This window comes from Rhizobacter sp. Root404 (genome assembly GCF_001425865.1).
Classification (GTDB): domain Bacteria; phylum Pseudomonadota; class Gammaproteobacteria; order Burkholderiales; family Burkholderiaceae_C; genus LMDS01.
Genome location: NZ_LMDS01000004.1, coordinates 1096365 through 1115341, shown reverse-complemented (window position 1 = coordinate 1115341; position 18977 = coordinate 1096365). Strand labels below are relative to the sequence as shown.

The following is an 18977-nucleotide window of genomic DNA, read 5'->3' as shown; positions in this document are numbered from 1 at the left end:
CCGGTCGCATCGCCGGCTGGATTGCGAACGGAGCGAAATGAGCCTTCATCGACGGGAGTTCCTGCAACTGCTGGCCTGCGCGTCCGCGACCGGGTTGGCGCTCGACGCTCCCGGCGTGCTGGCCGCCGAGCCGGCCGCCGCGCAGCGCTTCTATGACCTGCCGACCTTCGGCAATGTCAGCCTGCTGCACTTCACCGACTGCCACGCGCAACTGCTGCCGGTGTACTTCCGCGAGCCGAGCGTGAACCTCGGCGTCGGTGCCGCCGCGGGCCAGCCGCCGCACCTGGTCGGCGAGCACCTGCTGAAGGCGTTCGGCATCGCGCCGGGCACGCGCGAGGCGCATGCGTTCACGTCGCTCGATTTCACGCAGGCCGCGCGCACCTTCGGCCGGGTCGGCGGCTTCGCGCACCTCGCGACGCTGGTCAAGCAGCTGCGCGCCTCGCGCCCGAACTCGCTGCTGCTCGACGGCGGCGACACCTGGCAGGGCTCGGCCACCGCACTGTGGACGAACGGGCAGGACATGGTCGATGCCGCCAAGCTGCTCGGCGTCGACATGATGAGCTCGCACTGGGAGCACACGCTCGGCGCCGAGCGCGTCAAGACGATCGTCGAGAAGGACCTGAAAGGCCGCATCGCGTTCCTGGCGCAGAACATCCAGACTGCCGACTTCGGCGACCCGGTGTTCGAGCCCTATTCGATTCGCTCGCTCGGCGGGGTGCCGGTTGCCGTCATCGGCCAGGCGTTCCCGTACACGCCGATCGCCAACCCGCGCTACTTCGTGCCCGACTGGACCTTCGGCATCCAGGAAGAGAACCTGCAGAAGGTCGTCGACGAGGTGCGCCGCCAGGGCGCGCAGCTCGTCGTGCTGCTCTCGCACAACGGCATGGACGTCGACCTGAAGCTGGCCGGCCGCGTGACCGGCATCGACGCCATCGTCGGCGGCCACACGCACGACGGCATGCCGACCCCGACGATCGTGAAGAACGCCGCCGGCCGCACGCTGGTCACCAATGCCGGCTCGAACGGCAAGTTCCTCGGCGTGCTCGATGTCGACGTGCGCGAGGGCCGCGTGCGCGACTTCCGCTACAAGCTGCTGCCCGTGTTCGCCAACCTGCTGCCGGCCGACGCCGCGATGCAGACGCACATCGACCACGTGCGCGCACCGTTCAAGGCCAGGCTCGACGAGACGCTCGCGACGACCGAGGGCCTGCTCTACCGCCGCGGCAACTTCAACGGCAGCTGGGACCAGCTGATCATCGACGCGCTGATGCAGGTGAAGGGCGCGGAGGTCGCGTTCTCGCCCGGCTTCCGCTGGGGCACGACGTTGCTGCCCGGCCAGCCGATCACGCGCGAGCTGATGATGGACCAGCTCGCGATCACCTACCCGGCCAGCACGTTGACCGAGATGACCGGCACGACCATCAAGACCGTGCTCGAGGACGTGGCCGACAACCTCTTCAGTCCCGACCCGTACTACCAGCAGGGCGGCGACATGGTCCGCGTCGGCGGCATGACCTACACCTGCGCGCCGGGCGAGCGGGCCGGCGCGCGCATCTCCGGGATGCGCCTGAACGGTCGCCCGATCGAGGCCGACAAGACCTACAAGGTGGCCGGCTGGGCGCCGGTGGCCGAAGGCGCGAAGGGTCCGCCGATCTGGGACCTGGTCGAGACCTGGTTGCGCGATCAGAAGGTCGTCAAGCCGCGCCGGCCGGCGCAGCCGGTGCTGGTGGGCGTGCAGGGCAACCCGGGCCTCAGCTGAACCGGGTGTCGACCCGCTCGAGCAGGCTGTCGACCACCGACAGCAGCTCGGCCACGTTGACCGGCTTGGTCAGGTAGTGGGTGCAGCCGGCCTCGTAGGCCGCGTCGATCTGCTGGGCCAGCGCATCCGCGGAGACGATCACGATCGGGATGTCGGCACTGTACGGGTCGTGCTTCAGGTGGCGCAGCAGCTCCATGCCGTTGATGTCCGGCAGGTGCATGTCGAGCAGCACCAGGTCGGGCCGGCGCGCGCGAATCGCCGCCAGTCCATCGAGGCCCGTGACCGACACCTGCAACTCGACCTGCGGCCGCTGCGCCAGGATGCCGCGCATCACCTCGACGTTGGTCTCGTTGTCCTCGACGTAGTGCACCAGGCGGCGGTGGTAGTCCGCCGTCTCGGGGGCGAGCGTGCCGAGGTCGGAGCGCACCGTGTCCGGATCGGCGGAGCACGGCAGCTGCAGGATGAACGACGAGCCCTGGCCGGCCACGCTGTGGGCGCGCAGCGAGCCGCCCATCAGCTCGGCCAGGCGCTGGCTGATGACCAGCCCGATGCCGGTGCCCTGCTGGGTCGAGCGCTCGCGGCCGAGCCGGTTGAACGGTTGGAACAGCTCGGCGAGCTGCTCCGGCGTCATGCCCAGGCCGGTGTCGGTGACGACGATCTCGAGCGCATCGTCGCCGACCAACCGCGTCGCGACGTGGATGCGCCCGCCGTCGCCGTTGTACTTCACCGCGTTGCTCAGCAGGTTGGTCAGGATCTGCTTCACGCGGGTGGCGTCGCCGAGGAGCGTCGAGGTGCCGGGCGCGAACTCGCGCGAGATCGCGATGCGACGCCGCTGCGCGTCGCCCTCGACCATCGCGACGGTCGCGTCGAGCAGCTCCACGAGGTTCAGCGTCTCTATCTGCAGCCGCAGGTTGCCCGATTCGATGCGTGACAGGTCGAGCACGTCGTTGATCATCTCGAGCAGGTGCCAGCCGGCCTGCTGGATCTGCGTGACCCACGGGCGCTGCGCGTCGGTGAGCGGGTGCCGCGGGTCGAGCTCGAGCAACTGGGCGAAGCCGAGCATCGCGTTCAGCGGCGTGCGCAGCTCGTGGCTCATGCGCGAGAGGAACTCGCTCTTCGCGCGGTTCGAGGCCTCGGCCGCCTCGCGGGCGCGCTCCGCTTCCTCGAGCTTCAGGTGCTCGGTGATGTCCTCGACGACGCCGACGATGCTGCGCGGCTTGGCGTTGGCGTCGCGCAGCAACGAGACGGTGGCCTGCACCCACACGATCTCGCCGTTGCGCGCGATGTAGCGCTTGTGATGGCGGTACATCGGGATCTCGCCGCGCACCAGCTGCGACATCAGCTCCACGTCCTGCACCAGGTCCTCGGGATGCGTGTAGTCCGCCAGGCTGAGGCCGAGCAGCTCGTCGGCGCTGTAGCCGGTCAGCTCGCAGAAGCGCGGGTTGGTCTGCTTCACGTTGCCGCGCAGGTCGGTGTAGATCACGCCGATCGGCACGTTGTTGAGGATGTTGCGGAAGCGTTGCTCGCTTTCGCGCAACGCCGCCTCGGCGACGCCGCGCTCGCGCACCTCGGCCTGCAGCGCGGCGGTGCGCTCGCGCACCGCGGTCTCGATGCGGCGCGTGCGGCCGGTCACGGTCAGCAGGAAGCCGCCGAGCACCGCGGTCGACAGCAGGCCGACCAGCGCGAACAGCCAGACGTCCGCGCTGTGCACCGCCGGCAGCTGGCCCTCGACCGGCGTCACGCGCACTTCCCATTGGCGACCGGCGTAGCTCAACGGGCGCGTCAACTGCAGGCGCGAGGCGCTGGTCTCGCAGCCCACTGCGCCGGCGAGCCGGTGCGGCGGGCCGCCGGGCACCGTCTCGCTCAGGCACAGCGCTAGGTAGGCCGGCAGTTGGGTCGACAAGGCCTGCAGCTGCGCATCCATGCGCAGCACCACCGCGACGGCCCCGCGCATCGCGGCCGCACGCTGGGCCGGCGGCGGATCGATCGGCAGGTAGATCGCCTGGTAGATGACGACGCCGTATTCACCCTCGGTCTTCGCCGACTGGGTGAGCCGGAAGCCCCCGCTCGCGGCCGGCAGGCCGGTGATTCGGGTTGCCTCGACCGCCGCGCGCGCGGCGGGCACCGACAACACGTTGACGCCGAGCGCCCCGGCGTTGCCGGCCAACGGCTCGATCAGGCGCAACGCCAGCACGTCGTCGGCCGGGTTGCCGGTCTGGCCCGATGGCGTGGGCGCACCGGCGTCGTTGCGATCGAACACGGCATAGCGCTCGCGTGCGTCCTCGGTGCGGACGCGCGCCTGGAATGCCGCGACCTCGTCGCGGCGCAGCCGCACGTTCCAGGTCATCGCCTGCAGCCGGCCCGGCGCCAGCCAGGCGGCGCTGGCCAGGTGCATTTCGGCGGCCGTCACGTCTTCGGACGCAATGAACACGCCGCGCAGCGCTTCCAGCGCCTGGAGCGGCTCGCGCAGCTGCGCGTTCAGCGCCTGCACGGCATTGGCGGCGTCGTGGTCGAAGGCGGTCTGCACGCGCTCGTTGTTCCACTGCACGATCTGGCGGATGCCGAGCGCCAGCATCAGCGTGACCAGCCCCATCGTCAGCCCGACGCTCAGGCGTCGCGGTGCCCAGGCATCGCGGGGGCGGCCGAACAGCGTCAGCATGATCGGCGCAGCGATCAGCACGCCGAGCAGGTCGCCGATCCACCAGGTCGCGAGGTTGGCGGGCAACTCGGTGGTCAGCACCGCGCCGGCGGTCCACAGCGCGGCATTGGCGACCACCGTGTTGACCAGCCCCGAAGCGACGCCGATCAGCAGGAACCCCGCGATGTCGCGTGGCTCCGACAGCGTCAGCGGCCGCTGCAGGTAGCGCCTGACCAGGCGGGCGCCGACGAGTGCCTGCAGGCTGGCGCCGATTGCGATCGCGAGCGGCACCGCGACCGTCATCGGGCTCAACGGCTGGCGCGACAGCATCAGTGACAGGTTCACCACCAGCGAGCCGAGCAGCACCGCCGGCAGCACGCGGCGGCCGAAGACCAGCAGGCTGGCCAGCGCGATCCCGGCGGCCGGGTAGAGCGGTGCGGCGAAGCCAGGCGGGATCGCCAGCGGCAACGCCGCCAGGCCGCCGATCGCGTACAGCAGCGCCGTCAGCGCGAACGCGGCGGTGCGGGAGAGCGGGGGCTCGTCGGTGGTTGAGGCGTGGTCGGGCAAGCGGCGGGCACCGTTCTGGGCGGGCGGCCCGGTGGTCCGAGCCGTCAAACCCCTCGATTCTGCGCGGCTTGCACGCCCGCCGCGCTGCCGTTATTCACATTTCGTTGAAACAAATCGGCAACGGGCGGGTTACACGTTGAACAGGAAATTGAGCACGTCGCCGTCCTTGACCACGTAGTCCTTGCCTTCGGCGCGCATCTTGCCGGCATCCTTCGCGCCCTGTTCGCCCTTGAAGGCGACGAAATCGGCGAACGCGATCGTCTGGGCGCGGATGAAGCCGCGTTCGAAATCGGTGTGGATCACGCCGGCCGCCTGCGGTGCGGTGTCGCCGATGTGGATCGTCCACGCGCGCACTTCCTTCACGCCGGCGGTGAAATAGGTTTGCAGTCCCAGCAGCGTGAACGCGGCACGGATCAGCCGGTTCAGGCCCGGCTCGGTCTGGCCCATCTCGCCGAGGAACATCAGCTTGTCCTCGTCGTCCATTTCTGACAGCTCGGCTTCGGTCTTGGCGCAGATCGCGACGACCGGCGCGCCCTGGCCGTCGGCGTAGGCGCGCAGCTTGTCGAGGTACGGGTTGTTCTCGAAGCCGTTCTCGTCGACGTTGCCGACGAACATCGCCGGTTTGGCGGTGATCAGGCACAGCGGCTTGACCAGCACCATCTCTTCCTTGCTGAACGCGACGGTACGCACCGGCTTGCTGTCGTTCAGCGCGGTCATGCACTTCTCGAGCACCGCGACGATCTTCTGCGCTTCCTTGTCGCCCGAGCGCGCGACCTTGTTGTAGCGGTGCAGGCCCTTCTCGACCGTGCTCATGTCGGCCAGGCACAACTCCGTCTGGATCACCTCGATGTCCGAGATCGGGTCGACCTTGCCGGCGACGTGGATGACGTTCTCGTCGTCGAAGCAGCGCACCACGTTGACGATCGCGTCGGTCTCGCGGATGTGCGCGAGGAACTGGTTGCCCAGGCCTTCGCCCTTGGACGCGCCGGCCACGAGCCCGGCGATGTCGACGAACTCGACGATCGCCGGGACGATGCGCTCGGGCTCGACGATCTTGGCCAGGTCCCGCAGCCGCGGGTCGGGCAGCTCGACGATGCCGACGTTCGGCTCGATCGTGCAGAACGGGTAGTTCTCGGCCGCGATGCCGGCCTTGGTCAGGGCATTGAACAGGGTGGACTTGCCGACGTTGGGCAAGCCCACGATGCCGCACTTCAAACTCATGGGGGTCTTTCTGGAGGGCCCGGCAATGGCGCGGGCGAACCGCCGATTTTAGGCGACCGACCTACACTCGCCGAAACGATTGCCGGAGTGCCCTGCCCATGCCCGAACTTCAGACCCTGCAACCCCACGAGAAGGACCTCGGCGGCGGCTTCAAGGTGCGCCGGCTGCTGCCGTCCGGCCAGCGCCAGGCGGTCGGCCCGTTCGTGTTCTTCGACCACTTCGGCCCGATCACCGCGCAGCCGGGTGACAACCACGACGTGCGCCCGCACCCGCACATCGGGCTGGCCACCGTCACCTACCTGTTCGAGGGCGCGATGATGCACCGCGACTCGACCGGCGTGGTGCAGCGCATCGAGCCCGGCGCGATCAACCTGATGACGGCGGGCCGCGGCATCGTCCACTCCGAGCGCACGCCCAAGGACCTGCTCGGCGTCGAACGCCGCAGCCACGGGCTGCAGCTCTGGCTCGCGGTGCCGGCCGAGCACGAGGAAGACGCGCCGGCGTTCCAGCATGTCGCCGGGGCCGAGATCCCGGCGCGCGAAGTGGGGGGCGCGCTGGTGCGGGTGTTGATCGGCAGCGCGTTCGGCCTCACGTCGCCGGTGCGGCCGGTGTCGCCGACGCTTTACCTGGATCTGAATTTCGAGGTCGCCTCCGGCGCCACGCTGGCGATTCCCAACGCCGCCGCCGAGCGCGCGCTGTACAGCACCGACCACGATTTCGAACTGGATGGCGAATTGATTGCCGCCCGCACGATGGTCGTGCTCGAACCGGGCACCGAGCCGGTGATCAGCGCGCCGCGCGGCGGCCGCATCATGCTGATCGGCGGCGCGCCGCTCGGCCACCGCTTCATCGTCTGGAACTTCGTCTCGAGCCGCAGGGAGCGCATCCTGCAGGCGCAGGACGACTGGGAGGCGCAGCGCTTCGAGCGCGTCCCCGGCGAGACCGAGTTCATCCCGCTGCCGCCGCGCCATGTCTGAGCCGACCGTGTCGCCCGAGGAAGCCTGGTGCGCCGAGCGCGCCGCGGACGTGGCGGCCTGCATCGCGCGCCTCGCGCCGGAGCACGGGCGGATCGGCGAGCGCCCGGCGTGGTTCGCGATGCCCTATGCGGGCCTGTGGGCCGTCGAGAGCGCGCACCGGCCGGAGTGGATCGGCTGGTGGGTGATCGCCGGCGATCTGCCGGCCGACGCGCTGCCGGCCCACGACCTCGCCGCGCCGCGCGATGCGATGCGCGCGTTCGGCAAGCGCTGGGTGCTGCACGGCGAGCAGCTGGACCGCGGCGACGTGCCGCCGGCGTGGGCGCACCTGCCGGACGACGCGCTGCCGAAGCTCGCGGCGACGCTGAAGCGGCGCGGCACCGCGCTGCTGGCCTGGGCCGACGACGAGGGCTCGTGGCCGGACGACACCGCGGCGGTCGACTGATTCCGCCGACCGATGCGCCGCAGCCGTACGTGCGCGAGGACCTCGACGCACGTTCGCTGCACTTCTCGAGCGCGGCGATCCAGAGCCGCATGGACATCCGCCGGCCCGACGCGCTCGCGCTCGACTACACCCGCACGATGATGGCCTGGCCGATGCTGCGGCCGGCCGCGCGCGCGCTCGCGCTGATCGGTCTGGGCGGCGGCTCGATCGCGAAGTTCTGCCACCGGCACCTGGCGCATGCGTCGCTGGTCGCCGTCGAGATCGACCCGCGCGTGATCGCGTTGCGCGACACCTTCCGCGTGCCGCCGGACGATGCGCGGCTGCGCGTCGTCGAGGCCGATGGCGCCCGCTTCGTCGCCGAGACGACCGAGCGCTTCGACGTGCTGATGGTCGACGCCTTCGATGCCGCCGGCCTGCCGCCGGCTCTCGGCAGCCAGCGCTTCTACGACGACTGCTTCGACGCGCTGGCCGCGGACGGCCTGCTCGTCGTCAACCTGCATGCCGGCGATCCGCAGCATGGCACGTGGGTCGAGCGGATCGCGCGCAGTTTCGGCGGTCGCGTGCTGAGCGTCGGCGACCGCGACGGCACCAACAGCGTGACCTTTGCGGCGCGGGGCGACGCCCTCGCGCAAGCCGGGGGTGGCGCCCTGCGGCGGCCCGCCAACCTGAGCGATGCGGGCTGGAAGGAACTGCGCGGCGCGTTCTCGCGCGTCACGAACGCGCTGGTGGCGCAAGGCGCGTCGGACGCGCGCGTCAGCGACGAACCAGCTTGATCGCCCCACCCGGTTCGGCCGTCCCCTCGAACTGCGTCTCGGTCGTCGGCGTCAACTCGATCGTCAGGTTGGCGCACGCCGCAGCCACCTGATCGCCCCAGACGGTGAAGGCCAGCCCGGAGCCGTTGCTCTGCTGGACCGTGACCGGAAACCGGCGCGCCTTGCAGGCACCCTTGGCATTCGGCGCGGCTGGCAGCGTGCCGTGCCAGGTGCCGCTGAACTGCCGCAGGTCCAGCCGCGCGACCTGACGCTTGCCATCGGGCGCCGTGATCGTGGCGGCCCAGCGGCCGTCGCGCGGCACATCGGGTTCGGCCTGGGCGGATGCGGTGGTGCAGGCGACCACCGTGCTGACCAGCGTGACGAGCAGTTGGATTCGCATGCGCAAAGTGTAGTGGTTGATGGCGCCGCGCGCGGCCGCAAGTTCTATCTGCAAGAACAGCGTATCATTTTATCCCATGCCTCGCAAAGCCGCCCAACCGTCGATGTCGGAACAGCAGGCCGCACCGGGCGGCGTGGGTGCGGTCGATCGCGCGATCTCGCTGCTCGACGTGTTCACGCCCGATCGGCCGCTGTTGTCACTGGCCGAGCTCGCGCAGGAGAGCCGCCAGTACAAGAGCACGGTCCTGCGGCTGCTGGCCTCGCTGGCGCACGCCCACATCGTCGAGCGCCATGCCGACGGACGCTTCAGCCTGGGTTCGACGATTCCGCGTCTGCAGGCGGTCTACGCCGCCTCCTTCTCGATGGAAAGCGTGGTGATGCCGGCGTTGCGCGAGCTCGTCGAGGCCACCCGCGAGAGCGCGGCGTATCACATCCGCCAGGGCGCGAAGCGGCTGTGCCTGTACGGCGTGGACTCGCCCCAGACCATTCGCGACCACACCCAGGTCGGCGCGCTGCTGCCGGCGGGGCGCGGCGCCGTCGGCAAGGTGTTCGCGCTGTTCGAGGACGCGCCGGCGCTGCCGCGCGGGCCGCAGCGGCCCGAGCCGCTGGTGATCGTGCCGGCGGACCTCGTGCGCGAGGTCGCGGCGATCGCCGCGCCGGTCTTCGACGCCGCCGGCGCGCTGGCCGGCGTGATCGCGCTGACGATGCCGGCGATGCGCCTGAATCGCCAGCACGGTCTCGACGTGCAACGCAGCGCGCGCCGGGTGACGGCGCAACTCGGGGGCCGCTATCCGCCGAGGACCTAGGGCGAACCCTCGTTGACCCTGCAGGGTCAATCCTTAAAATTGGAACTGCGTTCTACCTGGCGCAACACGCTGGACCCCGCATCCCCACCCCATCAAGCGCGCGCCGCGAGCGCGTGCGATGGTCTTCGACGCCCGACCCGATCCCCATCCCCTCTGGAGACGACATGAAATCACCCCTGATCAAACTGACGACGATGGCGCTGCTGTTCGCCGCCGCGGCGCTCGCCCAGGCGCAGGACATCCAGGAGCGGACGATCCGTTTCGGCCACCTGAACAACACCGATCACCCGGTCAGCATGGGCGTCAAGAGGTTCGCCGAGCTGGTGCACGCCAAGAGCGGCGGCAAGATCACCGTCAAGGAGTTCCCGGCCAACCAGCTCGGCAACGAGATGCAGCAGACCTCGGCGCTGCAGGGCGGCGTGCAGGAGATGCAGGCGCCGGCGACGACCTCGCTGGTGGGCATCGTCAAGGAGTTCGGCCTGGTCGACTTCCCGTTCGTCGTCAGCAACTTCAAGCAGGCCGACGCGATGCTCGACGGGCCGCTGGGCAAGCAGCTGACCGCGAAGCTGCCCGAGAAGGGCCTGATCGCGCTGGCGTTCTGGGACCTGGGCTTTCGCAACGTCACCAACAGCAAGCGCCCGATCACCAAGGGCGAGGACCTGGAAGGCATCAAACTGCGCGTGATCCCGAACCCGGTGTTCCTGGACACCTTCAAGACCTTCAAGGCCAACCCGCTGCCGCTGCCGTTCGCCGAGCTCTACAACGCGCTCGAGAGCAAGGCCGTCGACGGCCAGGAGAACCCGTTCTCGGTGATCCTGTCGAACAAGTTCTACGAGGTGCAGAAGTACCTGAGCGTGACCAACCACGTCTACGCGGCGAACATCATCCTGATCAGCAAGAAGTTCTGGGACAAGCTCTCGCCGGTCGAACAGAAGCTGCTGCAGGACGCCGCCACCGAGGCACGCGACTACCAGCGCGTGGCCAGCCGCGAGGCCGCCGGCAAGGCGATCGGCGAACTCAAGGCCAAGGGCATGCTGGTCAACGAGGTGCCTGCTGCCGAGCTCGCGAAGATGCGCGCCGAGATCAAGCCGGTGATCGACAAGTATTCGGCGGCGTACGATCCGGCCGTCGTCTCGACCTTCAGGAGCGAAGTCGAACGCGTCCAGAAATTCTGATCGAACGGGGAATTCCGTGGAACGACTTGCCGATCTCTACTGCAAGCTGCTGTGCGCCGTGATGGCGGTGGCGCTGTTCATCATGGTGGTGCTGGTGTTCGGCAACGTCGTTCTGCGCTACGCGTTCAACTCCGGCATCACGGTGTCGGAGGAACTGGGGCGCTGGCTGTTCGTCTGGGTCACCTTCATGGGGGCTGTGGTCGCGCTGCGCGAGCATGCCCACCTGGGCACGGATGCGCTGGTCGCGCGGCTGCCGCCGATCGGCAAGAAGGTGTGCTTGGTGCTCGGCCACCTGATCATGATCTACGTCTGCTGGCTGATCTACCAGGGCAGCATGGCGCAGGTGAAGATCAACATGGACGTGCTGGCGCCTTCGTCGCAGCTGCCGCTGGCGATCGTCTACTTCGCCGGTGTGTTCTTCGCGATCTCCGGCGGCGTGATGCTGGTGCTGGACCTGTGGCTGCTGTTCACCGGGCAGGTCGCCGACGACCAGCTCGTGATGATCCAGGAGTCGGAGGACGTTGCCGCGCTCGACCTGCCCGCCCATGACGCGCCGAAGCCGCGCTGACCGAACCCCGAGCACGACATGACCCTGACCATCTTCCTCGGATCGCTGCTGCTCGCGATGGCGATCGGCATCCCCATCTCGTTCGCGCTGCTGGCCTGCGGTGTCGCGCTGATGCTGCACATGGACATGTTCGACGCGCAGATCCTGGCGCAGAACGTCATCGGCGGCGCCGACAACTACCCGCTGCTGGCGGTGCCGTTCTTCCTGCTGGCCGGCGAGATCATGAACGTCGGCGGTCTGTCCAAGCGCATCGTCGAGTTCGCGCTCGCGCTGGTCGGCCACATCCGCGGCGGCCTCGGCTACGTGACGATCGTCGCCTCGGTGATGCTCTCGGCGCTGTCGGGCAGCGCGGTGGCCGATGCCGCGGCGCTGACCACGCTGCTGCTGCCGATGATGGTCGCCGCGGGCCATGCGCCGCAGCGCGCCGCGGGGCTGATCGCCTCGGCCGGCGTGATCGCGCCGATCCTGCCGCCGTCGATCGGGCTGGTGATCTTCGGCGTCGCCGCCAACGTGTCGATCTCCAAGCTGTTCATGGCCGGCATCGCACCGGGCCTGCTGATCGGCGTGTCGCTGTGGATCACCTGGGCGATCGTCGCGCGCAAGGAGAACATCGTGCCGCCGCCGCGCAAGTCGGCCGGGGAGGTCTTCGCCACGTTCCGCCGCTGTGCCTGGGCGCTGTTCCTGCCGGTCATCATCCTGGTCGGGCTGCGCTTCGGCGTGTTCACGCCGACCGAGGCCGGCGTCGTCGCGGCGGTCTACGCGCTGTTCGTCTCGAGCGTGATCTACCGGGGGCTGAAGTTCTCGCAGCTCTACGGCATCTTCGTGACCGCTGCGAAGACGACCGCGGTGGTGATGTTCCTGGTCGCCGCGGCGATGGTCTCGGCCTGGCTGATCACCGTGGCCGATCTGCCCGGCAAGGTCGTCGGCATGCTGCAGCCGTTCATCGACAGCCCGATCCTGCTGATGGCCGCGATCATGGTGCTGGTGATGATCGTCGGCACCGCGATGGACATGACGCCGACCATCCTGATCCTGACGCCGGTGCTGATGCCGGTCGTCAAGGCGGCAGGCATCGACCCGGTCTACTTCGGCGTGATGTTCATCATGAACAACGCGATCGGGCTGATCACGCCGCCGGTGGGCGTGGTGCTGAACGTGGTCGCGGGGGTCGGGCGAATGTCGATGGACAGCGTGACGAAGGGCGTGCTGCCGTTCATGCTGGCGCAATTCATCATCATGTTCCTGATGGTGCTGTTCCCGTGGCTGGTGACGGGGCCGGCGAAGTTCTTCCACTGACGACGCGCATCCATCGCGTGAACGGCAAGGCCGCCCGGGGGCGGCCTAGCTTCTTGTCGGGCCCGAAGCGAACTCAGTTCGTCTCGGTGTTCTCGTCTGTCGCCGGGGGCGGCGGTTCCACGCGTGCGGCCGGGCGGGGCGCTTGAGCGGGTTCGGGCGTTGCGGGCCCCTCGGCGACGGCGGCCATGCCCAGCGCTGCGCTTGCAGCGCGCGTCGTCGCAGGTGATGGCGTGACGCCGACGACCCACAACTCGCAAGCCGCGCCAGTGCAGGACACGCCGATGCTCGCGTAGCGGCCGAGCAGGGCGTCCCAGGCAGCGGCGACATCGGTGCCCTGCCAATTGAGCGTGACCGGCGAGGCGATCGCGCCCAGCGCCTCGCCGCCCTTGACGTTCGTATGGGTGGCCTGCGCCAGCGCCCGGACGGCGTCGGCGAGCCTGGCGTTGGTCGCCTCGATGCGGACCACCCCGGACTGGCGGGTCACGCGGAGTGCGATCGGCACTTCGACCTGAGGCGCCACGCTGACGGCCGGCGCGGGCGTGGGCCGGGGCGGCGGCGCGGCGGCCGATGGCGGCACGCTGGGCACTGCTGGCGCCGGACTCTTCAACCAGTCCGCCGCCAGCCAGCCGCCGACGCCGGCCGCCGCGACCGAGACCGCGGCGATGCCGAGCCAGCGGGCGGAGCCGCGCGGGGCGCGGGCCGCTTCGTTCCACGGCGTCGGCGGGCCGGCGACCATCGCGGCCGCCTGCTGCTGCGCCTGGCCGAACGATTCGCGAACCGCAGCGGTCGGTTGATGGCGGGTGCTCATTGACAGGTCAGGGGATCGAGACGTGCGACACGTCGCGCTTGCCGGGCGAGTAGATGTCGTTGATGTTCCAGTGGCCGGCGGTCGGCACCGGGTTGTTCAGCATCGCGACGTCGATCACGAACGGCTTGTTCGAAGCGATCGCCTCGGCCAGCACGCCCTTGAACTGGTCGGCTGATTCGATCTTGACGCCCTCGGCGCCGTAGGCGCGCGCGACCGCCGCGAAGTCAGGCGAGTAGGGCTTGCCGTCCTTGCGGAACAGCACGCCGACGGTGGTGCCGTAGTGCGCCATCTGCAGCCCGGCGATCGTGCCGTAGGCGAAGTTGTTCATCACGACCCAGATCACCGGGATGCCCATCTCGACCGCGGTCGCGAGCATCGCCGGGTTCTGGCCGAAGCCGCCGTCGCCGACCAGTGCGAGCACGACCTTCTCCGGGCACGCCAGCTTGGCGCCGAGCGCGGCCGGGGCGCCGAAGCCCATCGTCGCGTAGCCTCCCGGTGTCAGGATGCTGCCCGGCGTGTAGATCGGGAACTGCTGACCGACGCCGTTCTTGTTCCAGCCGACGTCGGTGGTGATGATCGCGTCGCGCGGCAACGCCTCGCGCACCACCGCGAGGATGCGCTCGGGCTGCATCGGGAAGCCCGGCGCGACCGTCAGCGGCCGGTTGCCGGCAATGAACTCGGCACGGTAGTCGGCGATCTCGTTTTGCAGCTTCTCGTTGCGGCGTGCGGTCGGCGCGAGCTTCTTCGCGACCCGGTTCAGCACGATCAGCGCCTGCTTCAGGTCGGTCACGACGCCGATCTCGGCGGGGTAGTTGCGACCGATCTCGCTCGGATCGATGTCGATGTGGATCAGCTTGGTCGGCGGGAAGCTGAACGTGAACTCGTTGTCCCACGAGCTGCAGTCGGCTTCGGCGAAGCGCGTGCCCAGGCCGATCACCCAGTCGGCGGTGCGGCACTTCTCGTTGACGAACTTCGTGCCCCAGAAGCCGGTCATGCCAAGCGTCAGCGGGTGGTCGTCGGGCAGCGCGCCCTTGCCCATCAGCGAGTGCGCGACCGGGATCTGCAGGTGGGTCGCGAACTCGGCCAGCTCGGCCGCCGCGTCGGCGCCCAGGATGCCGCCACCGGCGTAGATCACCGGGTTCTTCGCCTCGAGCAGCGCGCGCACGATCTTCTCGGCCGTCGGGTCGTCCATCGAGGGCTTGTTCAGCGCCTTGGTGTGCAGCGCCAGGCGCTCGAACAGCGCGGTGTCGACTTCCATCGAGAAGATGTCCATCGGCACCGAGACCAGCACCGGCCCCGGGCGCCCGCTCTCGGCGAGCTGGAACGCCTTCTCGAGGATCTCGGGGAACAGGTCGGGGCGCTCGACGCGCCAGACGCGCTTGACGAACGGCCGGTAGATCTCGCTCTGCGACGCGTCCGAATGCAGGTTCACTTCCTGGTGCGGGTGCTTGCCGTAGTAGTGGCTCGGGATGTCGCCGGCGATCACGACCATCGGGATCGAATCGAGCGCCGCGTTCGCGACGCCGGTGGCCGCGTTGGTCAGCCCCGGCCCGAGGTGCGACAGCAGCACGGCGGTCGTGTGCTTCGCGCGCGCATAACCATCGGCCATGTGCGCGGCGATCTGCTCGTGGCGGGTGTTGACGAACTTGACGGTCGAGCCTTCGAGCTCGGTCAGCACCGCGATGTTCGTGTGGCCGCACAGGCCGAACAGGTACTCGACCCCGCGGTCTTCCAGGTACTTGACGAGTTGTTTCGAGATCATTTGCTTCATGGGGGCCTCACGGTTCTGGATGGGCAGGGGCGTCGTCGGGCAGCGCGCGCGCTTCGACGCCGGTGTAGCGGTAGGGGATGCCGGGGGACATCGGCCCCTTGATCCGGCCGCCCTGCTGGGTCTGCTCCCACGCATGCGCGAGGATGCCGACCGAGCGTGACAGGATGAAGAGGCCGCGGCCGAGCGGCGCGGCGAAGCCGAGCTCGCTGTAGATCACCGCGGTCGCGCCGTCGATGTTCATCGGGATCGGCGTGCCCTTGCGCGCCTGCAGCACGCGCTCGACGCCCTCGGCGATCCGGCCATAGCGGCCGCCGACCTCGCCGCGCGCCTGCGCCTCCCGCACGAGCTGCAGCAGCCGCACCGCGCGCGGGTCGATGCCGTGCCAGCGGTGGCCGAAGCCCGGGATGATCTTGCCGTGCGCAGCGATGTAGCGGTCGACGCCGGCCTCGATCTGGTCGGGCGTGGCCTCGCCGCCGTGGCCGCCTGCAAGCGCGGCGGCGTCGATGTCCTGCAGCAAGGTCATGCACTGCTCGCCGGCACCGCCGTGGACGTCGTCGAGTGCATTGATCGCCGAGGCCATCGCGCCGTTCAGCGGCAGCCCGCAGGTCACGGCCATCCGCGCGATCGCGATCGACGGGGCGTGCGGGCCGTGGTCGACCGCGGCCACCATCGCGGCCTCGAGCAGCGCCGACTGGGCCGGCGTCGGCAGCTCGCCGCGCAGCATCAGCCACACCATGTCGGGGAAGCGGACGCGGCCGATCAGGTCCTGGATCGCGTAGCCGCGCACGCCGATCTGGCCCGGCTGGATATCGATGATCGAGGTCGACCACCAGGCGCTCGCGTCCTGCAGGCGCTCCTCGGCGGTCTTCTCCGGCTTGGCCGGCTTGGCGGCGCTCATACCGTACCGTCCGCGCGGAAGTCGGCGATCTCGCCCGCGCTGTAGCCCACCGAGCGCAGGAACTCCTCGGTGTGCTGGCCGAGTTGCGGCGGCGGCGTGTGCACGTCGGGGTCCCCGCCCGAGAGCTTGAAGCCGGTGCGCGACACGGTCAGCGGCCCGTCGACCCCGTCGACCGCGTCGAAGGTCTTCAGGAACTCGCGCTGCTGCACCTGCGGCAGTGCCAGCGCCTGCGGCACGCTGAGCACCGAACCGGCGGGCACGCCGATGCGGTTCAGCGCGGCCTCCCAGTGCGCGGAGTCGTTCTTCGCCAGCTCGCTTTCGAGCTCGGCCGTCAGCGCCGCCCGGTTGCGCTTGCGGTTCTCGCGCTGCGCGAAGCGTTCGTCCAGGCTCAGGTCTTCGCGGCCGAGCATCGCCACCAGCGCGACGAACTGCTCCTGCTTGTTCGCGGCGATGTTGATCAGGCCGTCGCGGGTGCGGAACGCGCCCGAGGGTGCGGCGGTGATGTTGTCGTTGCCGTGCGCCTGCGGCTCGACCCCGGCGATCAGGTAGTTCGACACGACCCAGCCCATCGCGGTCAGCGCGGAGTCGAGCATCGAGACGTCGATGAAGCCGCCTTCGCCGGTGGCGTTGCGCCGCACCAGCGCGCTGCTGATCGCGAACGCGGCCATCATGCCGGCGAGCGTGTCGGCCACCGGATAGCCCACGCGCAGCGGCGCCGCCTCCGGCGTGCCGGTGATGCTCATGATGCCGGACAGCCCCTGGATGATCTGGTCGTAGGCCGGCGCCGCGCGCATCGGCCCCTCCTGCCCGAAGCCGGAGATCGCGCAGTAGACGAGCTTCGGATTCGTCTGCTTCAACTCGTCGTACGAGACGCCGAGCCGCGCCATCACGCCGGGGCGGAAGTTCTCGACCAGCACGTCGGCCGACGCGACCAGGCGGTGCAGCACCTCCTTGCCGCGCGGCGACTTCAGGTTCAGCGTCACCGACTTCTTGCCGGCGTTCTGCGCCAGGAACGAGGCGCCCATGTGGCGTGCGTTCAGCGCCGCATCGGCGCCGAGCTGGCGCGCCAGGTCGCCGCCGTCGGGCACCTCGATCTTGATGACCTCGGCGCCGAGCAGCGCGAGCTGGTAGGCGCACAGCGGGCCCGCAAGCACGTTGGTCAGGTCGAGCACGCGGATGCCGTTCAGCGCACTGCTCATGGGTCAGCCTTGTCCAGGGTCACACAACACGTCCGGCGCCGGTCAGCGCCGCACGAACGGGTTCGGCACGTCCAGGTCGGACGAGATCCACACGCACTTGGTCTCGAGGTACTCGCGGATCGCCTCGCTGCCCGATTCGCGGCCGATGCCCGACTCCTTGAAACCGCCGAACGGCGAGGTGAAGCTGGTCGCGCGGTAGTTGTTGACCCACACGGTGCCGGCCTTGATCTTCTCGGTCATCAGCATCGCACGACGCAGGTCGCGGGTCCAGACGGCGGCCGCCAGGCCGAACGCCACGTCGTTGCCGATGCGGATCGCGTCCGCCTCGTCGTCGAACGGGATCACCGCGAGCACCGGGCCGAAGACCTCCTCCTGCGCGATCCGCATGTCGTTGCGCACTCCGGTGAAGATCGTCGGCTCGACGAACTGGCCGGCACCGAGGTCGGGCCGGCTGCGACCGCCGAGCACGCAGGTCGCACCCTCGTTCTTCGCGATCTCGATGTACGACAGGATCTTCTCGAACTGCGGGCGCGTGGCGATCGGGCCGACCTGGGTCGCCTCGTCGGCCGGGTCGCCGAGCTTCACGTCCTTCATGAAGTCGATCAGCTTGGCAACGAAGCGGTCGTGGATCGTGCGCTGCACCAGCAGGCGCGAACCGGCCTGGCAGCTCTGCCCGGCGGCCGCGAAGATGCCGGAGACGGCGCCCTTGACGGCCTGGTCGAGGTCGGCGTCGTCGAACACGATGTTCGGCGACTTGCCGCCCAGCTCGAGCGTGACGGTCTTGAAGTTCTTCGCCGCGAGCTGGTAGATCGCACGGCCGGCCTCGGAGCCGCCGGTGAAGCCGATGTGCGCGACGTCGGGGTGGGTGACGAGCGCCTCGCCGACCTCCTTGCCCAGCCCGGTGACGACGTTGACCACGCCCTTCGGGAACCCCGCCTGCTCGAACAGCAGCGCGAACTCGAGCATCGACGCCGAGGTGAACTCCGACGGCTTGATCACCACGGTGCAGCCGGCCGCCAGCGCTGGCGCGAGCTTCCAGCTGGTCAGCGTCAGCGGCGAGTTCCACGGCGTGATGATCGCGATCACGCCCTTGGCTTCGTAGCGGGTGTACGCGAACACGCCCTTCTTGTCGGTCGGGATGACCTTGCTCTCGACCTTGTCGGCCTGGCCCGCGTAGTAGCGGAAGTAGTCGGCCATGTAGCGGACCTGCGAGACGACCTCGGTCGCGAGCTTGCCGTTGTCGCGGCGCTCGATCTCGGCCAGGCGCGGCGCGTGGGCGGTGATCAGGTCGGCCAGCCGCCACAGCATGCGGCCGCGCTCCGAGGCGGTCAGAGCCGGCCACGCGCCGGTGTCGAACGCGGTGCGGGCGGCCTGCACCGCGCGCTCGGCATCGGCGCGGTTGCCGCGCGCGATGCGGCCCCAGGTCTTGCCGGTGTAGGGGTCGTCGGTCGGCAGGTACTCGCCCGAGCTCGGCGGATGGGCGGCCCCGTCGATGAAGTGGTCGTACGTCGGCAGCGTGTGGGGTGAAGTCATGACGGGAGCAGTCTGAAAAGAGCTTCCGGGAGCGTTCCGTTCAGCATAACAGTATTCTAAAGTGGAGCTATGTTCCGGCGTCTAGGTGAACCTCCTAGTTGCAGGGGTCGACCCCCTAGAAGCAGGTCCCCGCCGGCCGCTTCGGCCGATCGGCTAACCTCGCCACTT

Annotated in this window: 16 protein-coding genes; 8 read left to right on the top strand and 8 right to left on the bottom strand. The window is 69.5% G+C overall.

The window, feature by feature from the left end; translation table 11 throughout:
* Positions 1-37: 37 nt before the first annotated feature.
* On the top strand, positions 38-1759 hold the full coding sequence (gene soxB, locus ASC76_RS09800; RefSeq protein WP_056465109.1) for a thiosulfohydrolase SoxB: 1722 nt from the start codon (positions 38-40) through the stop codon (positions 1757-1759).
* Here the strand turns inward: soxB and ASC76_RS09795 are convergent.
* Together ASC76_RS09795 and ychF are read right to left on the bottom strand one after the other, a co-directional pair.
* The gene (locus ASC76_RS09795; RefSeq protein WP_162247087.1) at positions 1752-4964 is read right to left on the bottom strand and encodes a PAS domain S-box protein; all 3213 of its coding nucleotides are present in this window, start codon (positions 4962-4964) and stop codon (positions 1752-1754) included. The two genes, soxB and ASC76_RS09795, sit on opposite strands and share 8 nt — an antisense overlap.
* 129 nt (positions 4965-5093) lie before the next feature.
* A complete protein-coding gene (gene ychF, locus ASC76_RS09790; protein WP_056465107.1) occupies positions 5094-6185 on the bottom strand; it encodes a redox-regulated ATPase YchF in 1092 nt (363 codons plus the stop codon).
* A 98-nt stretch (positions 6186-6283) separates the two neighbouring features.
* Here ychF and ASC76_RS09785 point away from each other — a divergent pair, with 98 nt between their 5' ends.
* The 3 genes from ASC76_RS09785 to ASC76_RS09775 are packed head-to-tail and all read left to right on the top strand — an operon-like array spanning position 6284 to position 8377.
* Positions 6284-7162, top strand: a complete 879-nt coding sequence (locus ASC76_RS09785; RefSeq protein WP_056465106.1) for a pirin family protein — start codon at positions 6284-6286, stop codon at positions 7160-7162.
* Entirely contained in the window at positions 7155-7604 is a 450-nt protein-coding gene (locus ASC76_RS09780; RefSeq protein WP_056465105.1) for a DUF4826 family protein, read from the top strand. Before ASC76_RS09785 ends, ASC76_RS09780 begins: the two co-directional genes overlap by 8 nt.
* On the top strand, positions 7574-8377 hold the full coding sequence (locus ASC76_RS09775) for a fused MFS/spermidine synthase (RefSeq protein ID WP_056465104.1): 804 nt from the start codon (positions 7574-7576) through the stop codon (positions 8375-8377). Before ASC76_RS09780 ends, ASC76_RS09775 begins: the two co-directional genes overlap by 31 nt.
* Here the strand turns inward: ASC76_RS09775 and ASC76_RS09770 are convergent.
* Positions 8358-8756: a hypothetical protein gene (locus tag ASC76_RS09770; RefSeq protein ID WP_056465103.1), complete on the bottom strand. Its 399-nt coding sequence runs from the start codon at positions 8754-8756 to the stop codon at positions 8358-8360. The genes ASC76_RS09775 and ASC76_RS09770 overlap by 20 nt on opposite strands.
* A gap of 76 nt (positions 8757-8832) precedes the next feature.
* Between ASC76_RS09770 and ASC76_RS09765 the strand changes: the two genes are divergently transcribed.
* The 4 genes from ASC76_RS09765 to ASC76_RS09750 all read left to right on the top strand — a co-directional run bounded on the left by ASC76_RS09765 (position 8833) and on the right by ASC76_RS09750 (position 12600).
* Positions 8833-9561, top strand: coding sequence for an IclR family transcriptional regulator (locus ASC76_RS09765; RefSeq protein WP_056465102.1), 729 nt, complete (start codon positions 8833-8835; stop codon positions 9559-9561).
* 164 nt (positions 9562-9725) lie between these two features.
* Positions 9726-10736, top strand: a complete 1011-nt coding sequence (locus ASC76_RS09760) for a TRAP transporter substrate-binding protein (protein WP_056465101.1) — start codon at positions 9726-9728, stop codon at positions 10734-10736.
* 16 nt (positions 10737-10752) lie between these two features.
* Positions 10753-11304 carry a TRAP transporter small permease gene (locus ASC76_RS09755; protein ID WP_056465100.1) on the top strand — a complete coding sequence of 184 codons (552 nt, stop codon included), beginning with the start codon at positions 10753-10755 and terminating at the stop codon, positions 11302-11304.
* A gap of 18 nt (positions 11305-11322) precedes the next feature.
* The gene (locus tag ASC76_RS09750; RefSeq protein ID WP_056465099.1) at positions 11323-12600 is read left to right on the top strand and encodes a TRAP transporter large permease; all 1278 of its coding nucleotides are present in this window, start codon (positions 11323-11325) and stop codon (positions 12598-12600) included.
* Between the two features lie 73 nt (positions 12601-12673).
* On the opposite strand, the gene ASC76_RS09745 is transcribed toward ASC76_RS09750, so the two are convergent.
* From ASC76_RS09745 to ASC76_RS09725, 5 genes are read right to left on the bottom strand one after another with little or no spacing between them, the layout of a single operon-like run.
* Complete coding sequence (locus tag ASC76_RS09745; RefSeq protein ID WP_056465098.1) at positions 12674-13408, bottom strand: hypothetical protein; 735 nt, start codon at positions 13406-13408, stop codon at positions 12674-12676.
* 7 nt (positions 13409-13415) lie between these two features.
* A complete protein-coding gene (locus tag ASC76_RS09740) occupies positions 13416-15170 on the bottom strand; it encodes a thiamine pyrophosphate-binding protein (protein ID WP_235580398.1) in 1755 nt (584 codons plus the stop codon).
* A 16-nt stretch (positions 15171-15186) separates the two neighbouring features.
* Positions 15187-16077, bottom strand: a complete 891-nt coding sequence (locus ASC76_RS09735) for a citryl-CoA lyase (protein ID WP_056465096.1) — start codon at positions 16075-16077, stop codon at positions 15187-15189.
* Positions 16074-17276, bottom strand: a complete 1203-nt coding sequence (locus ASC76_RS09730; protein WP_056465095.1) for a CaiB/BaiF CoA-transferase family protein — start codon at positions 17274-17276, stop codon at positions 16074-16076. Before ASC76_RS09730 ends, ASC76_RS09735 begins: the two co-directional genes overlap by 4 nt.
* Positions 17277-17318: 42 nt before the next feature.
* Positions 17319-18809: an aldehyde dehydrogenase gene (locus ASC76_RS09725; RefSeq protein WP_056465094.1), complete on the bottom strand. Its 1491-nt coding sequence runs from the start codon at positions 18807-18809 to the stop codon at positions 17319-17321.
* Positions 18810-18977 lie beyond the last annotated feature (168 nt).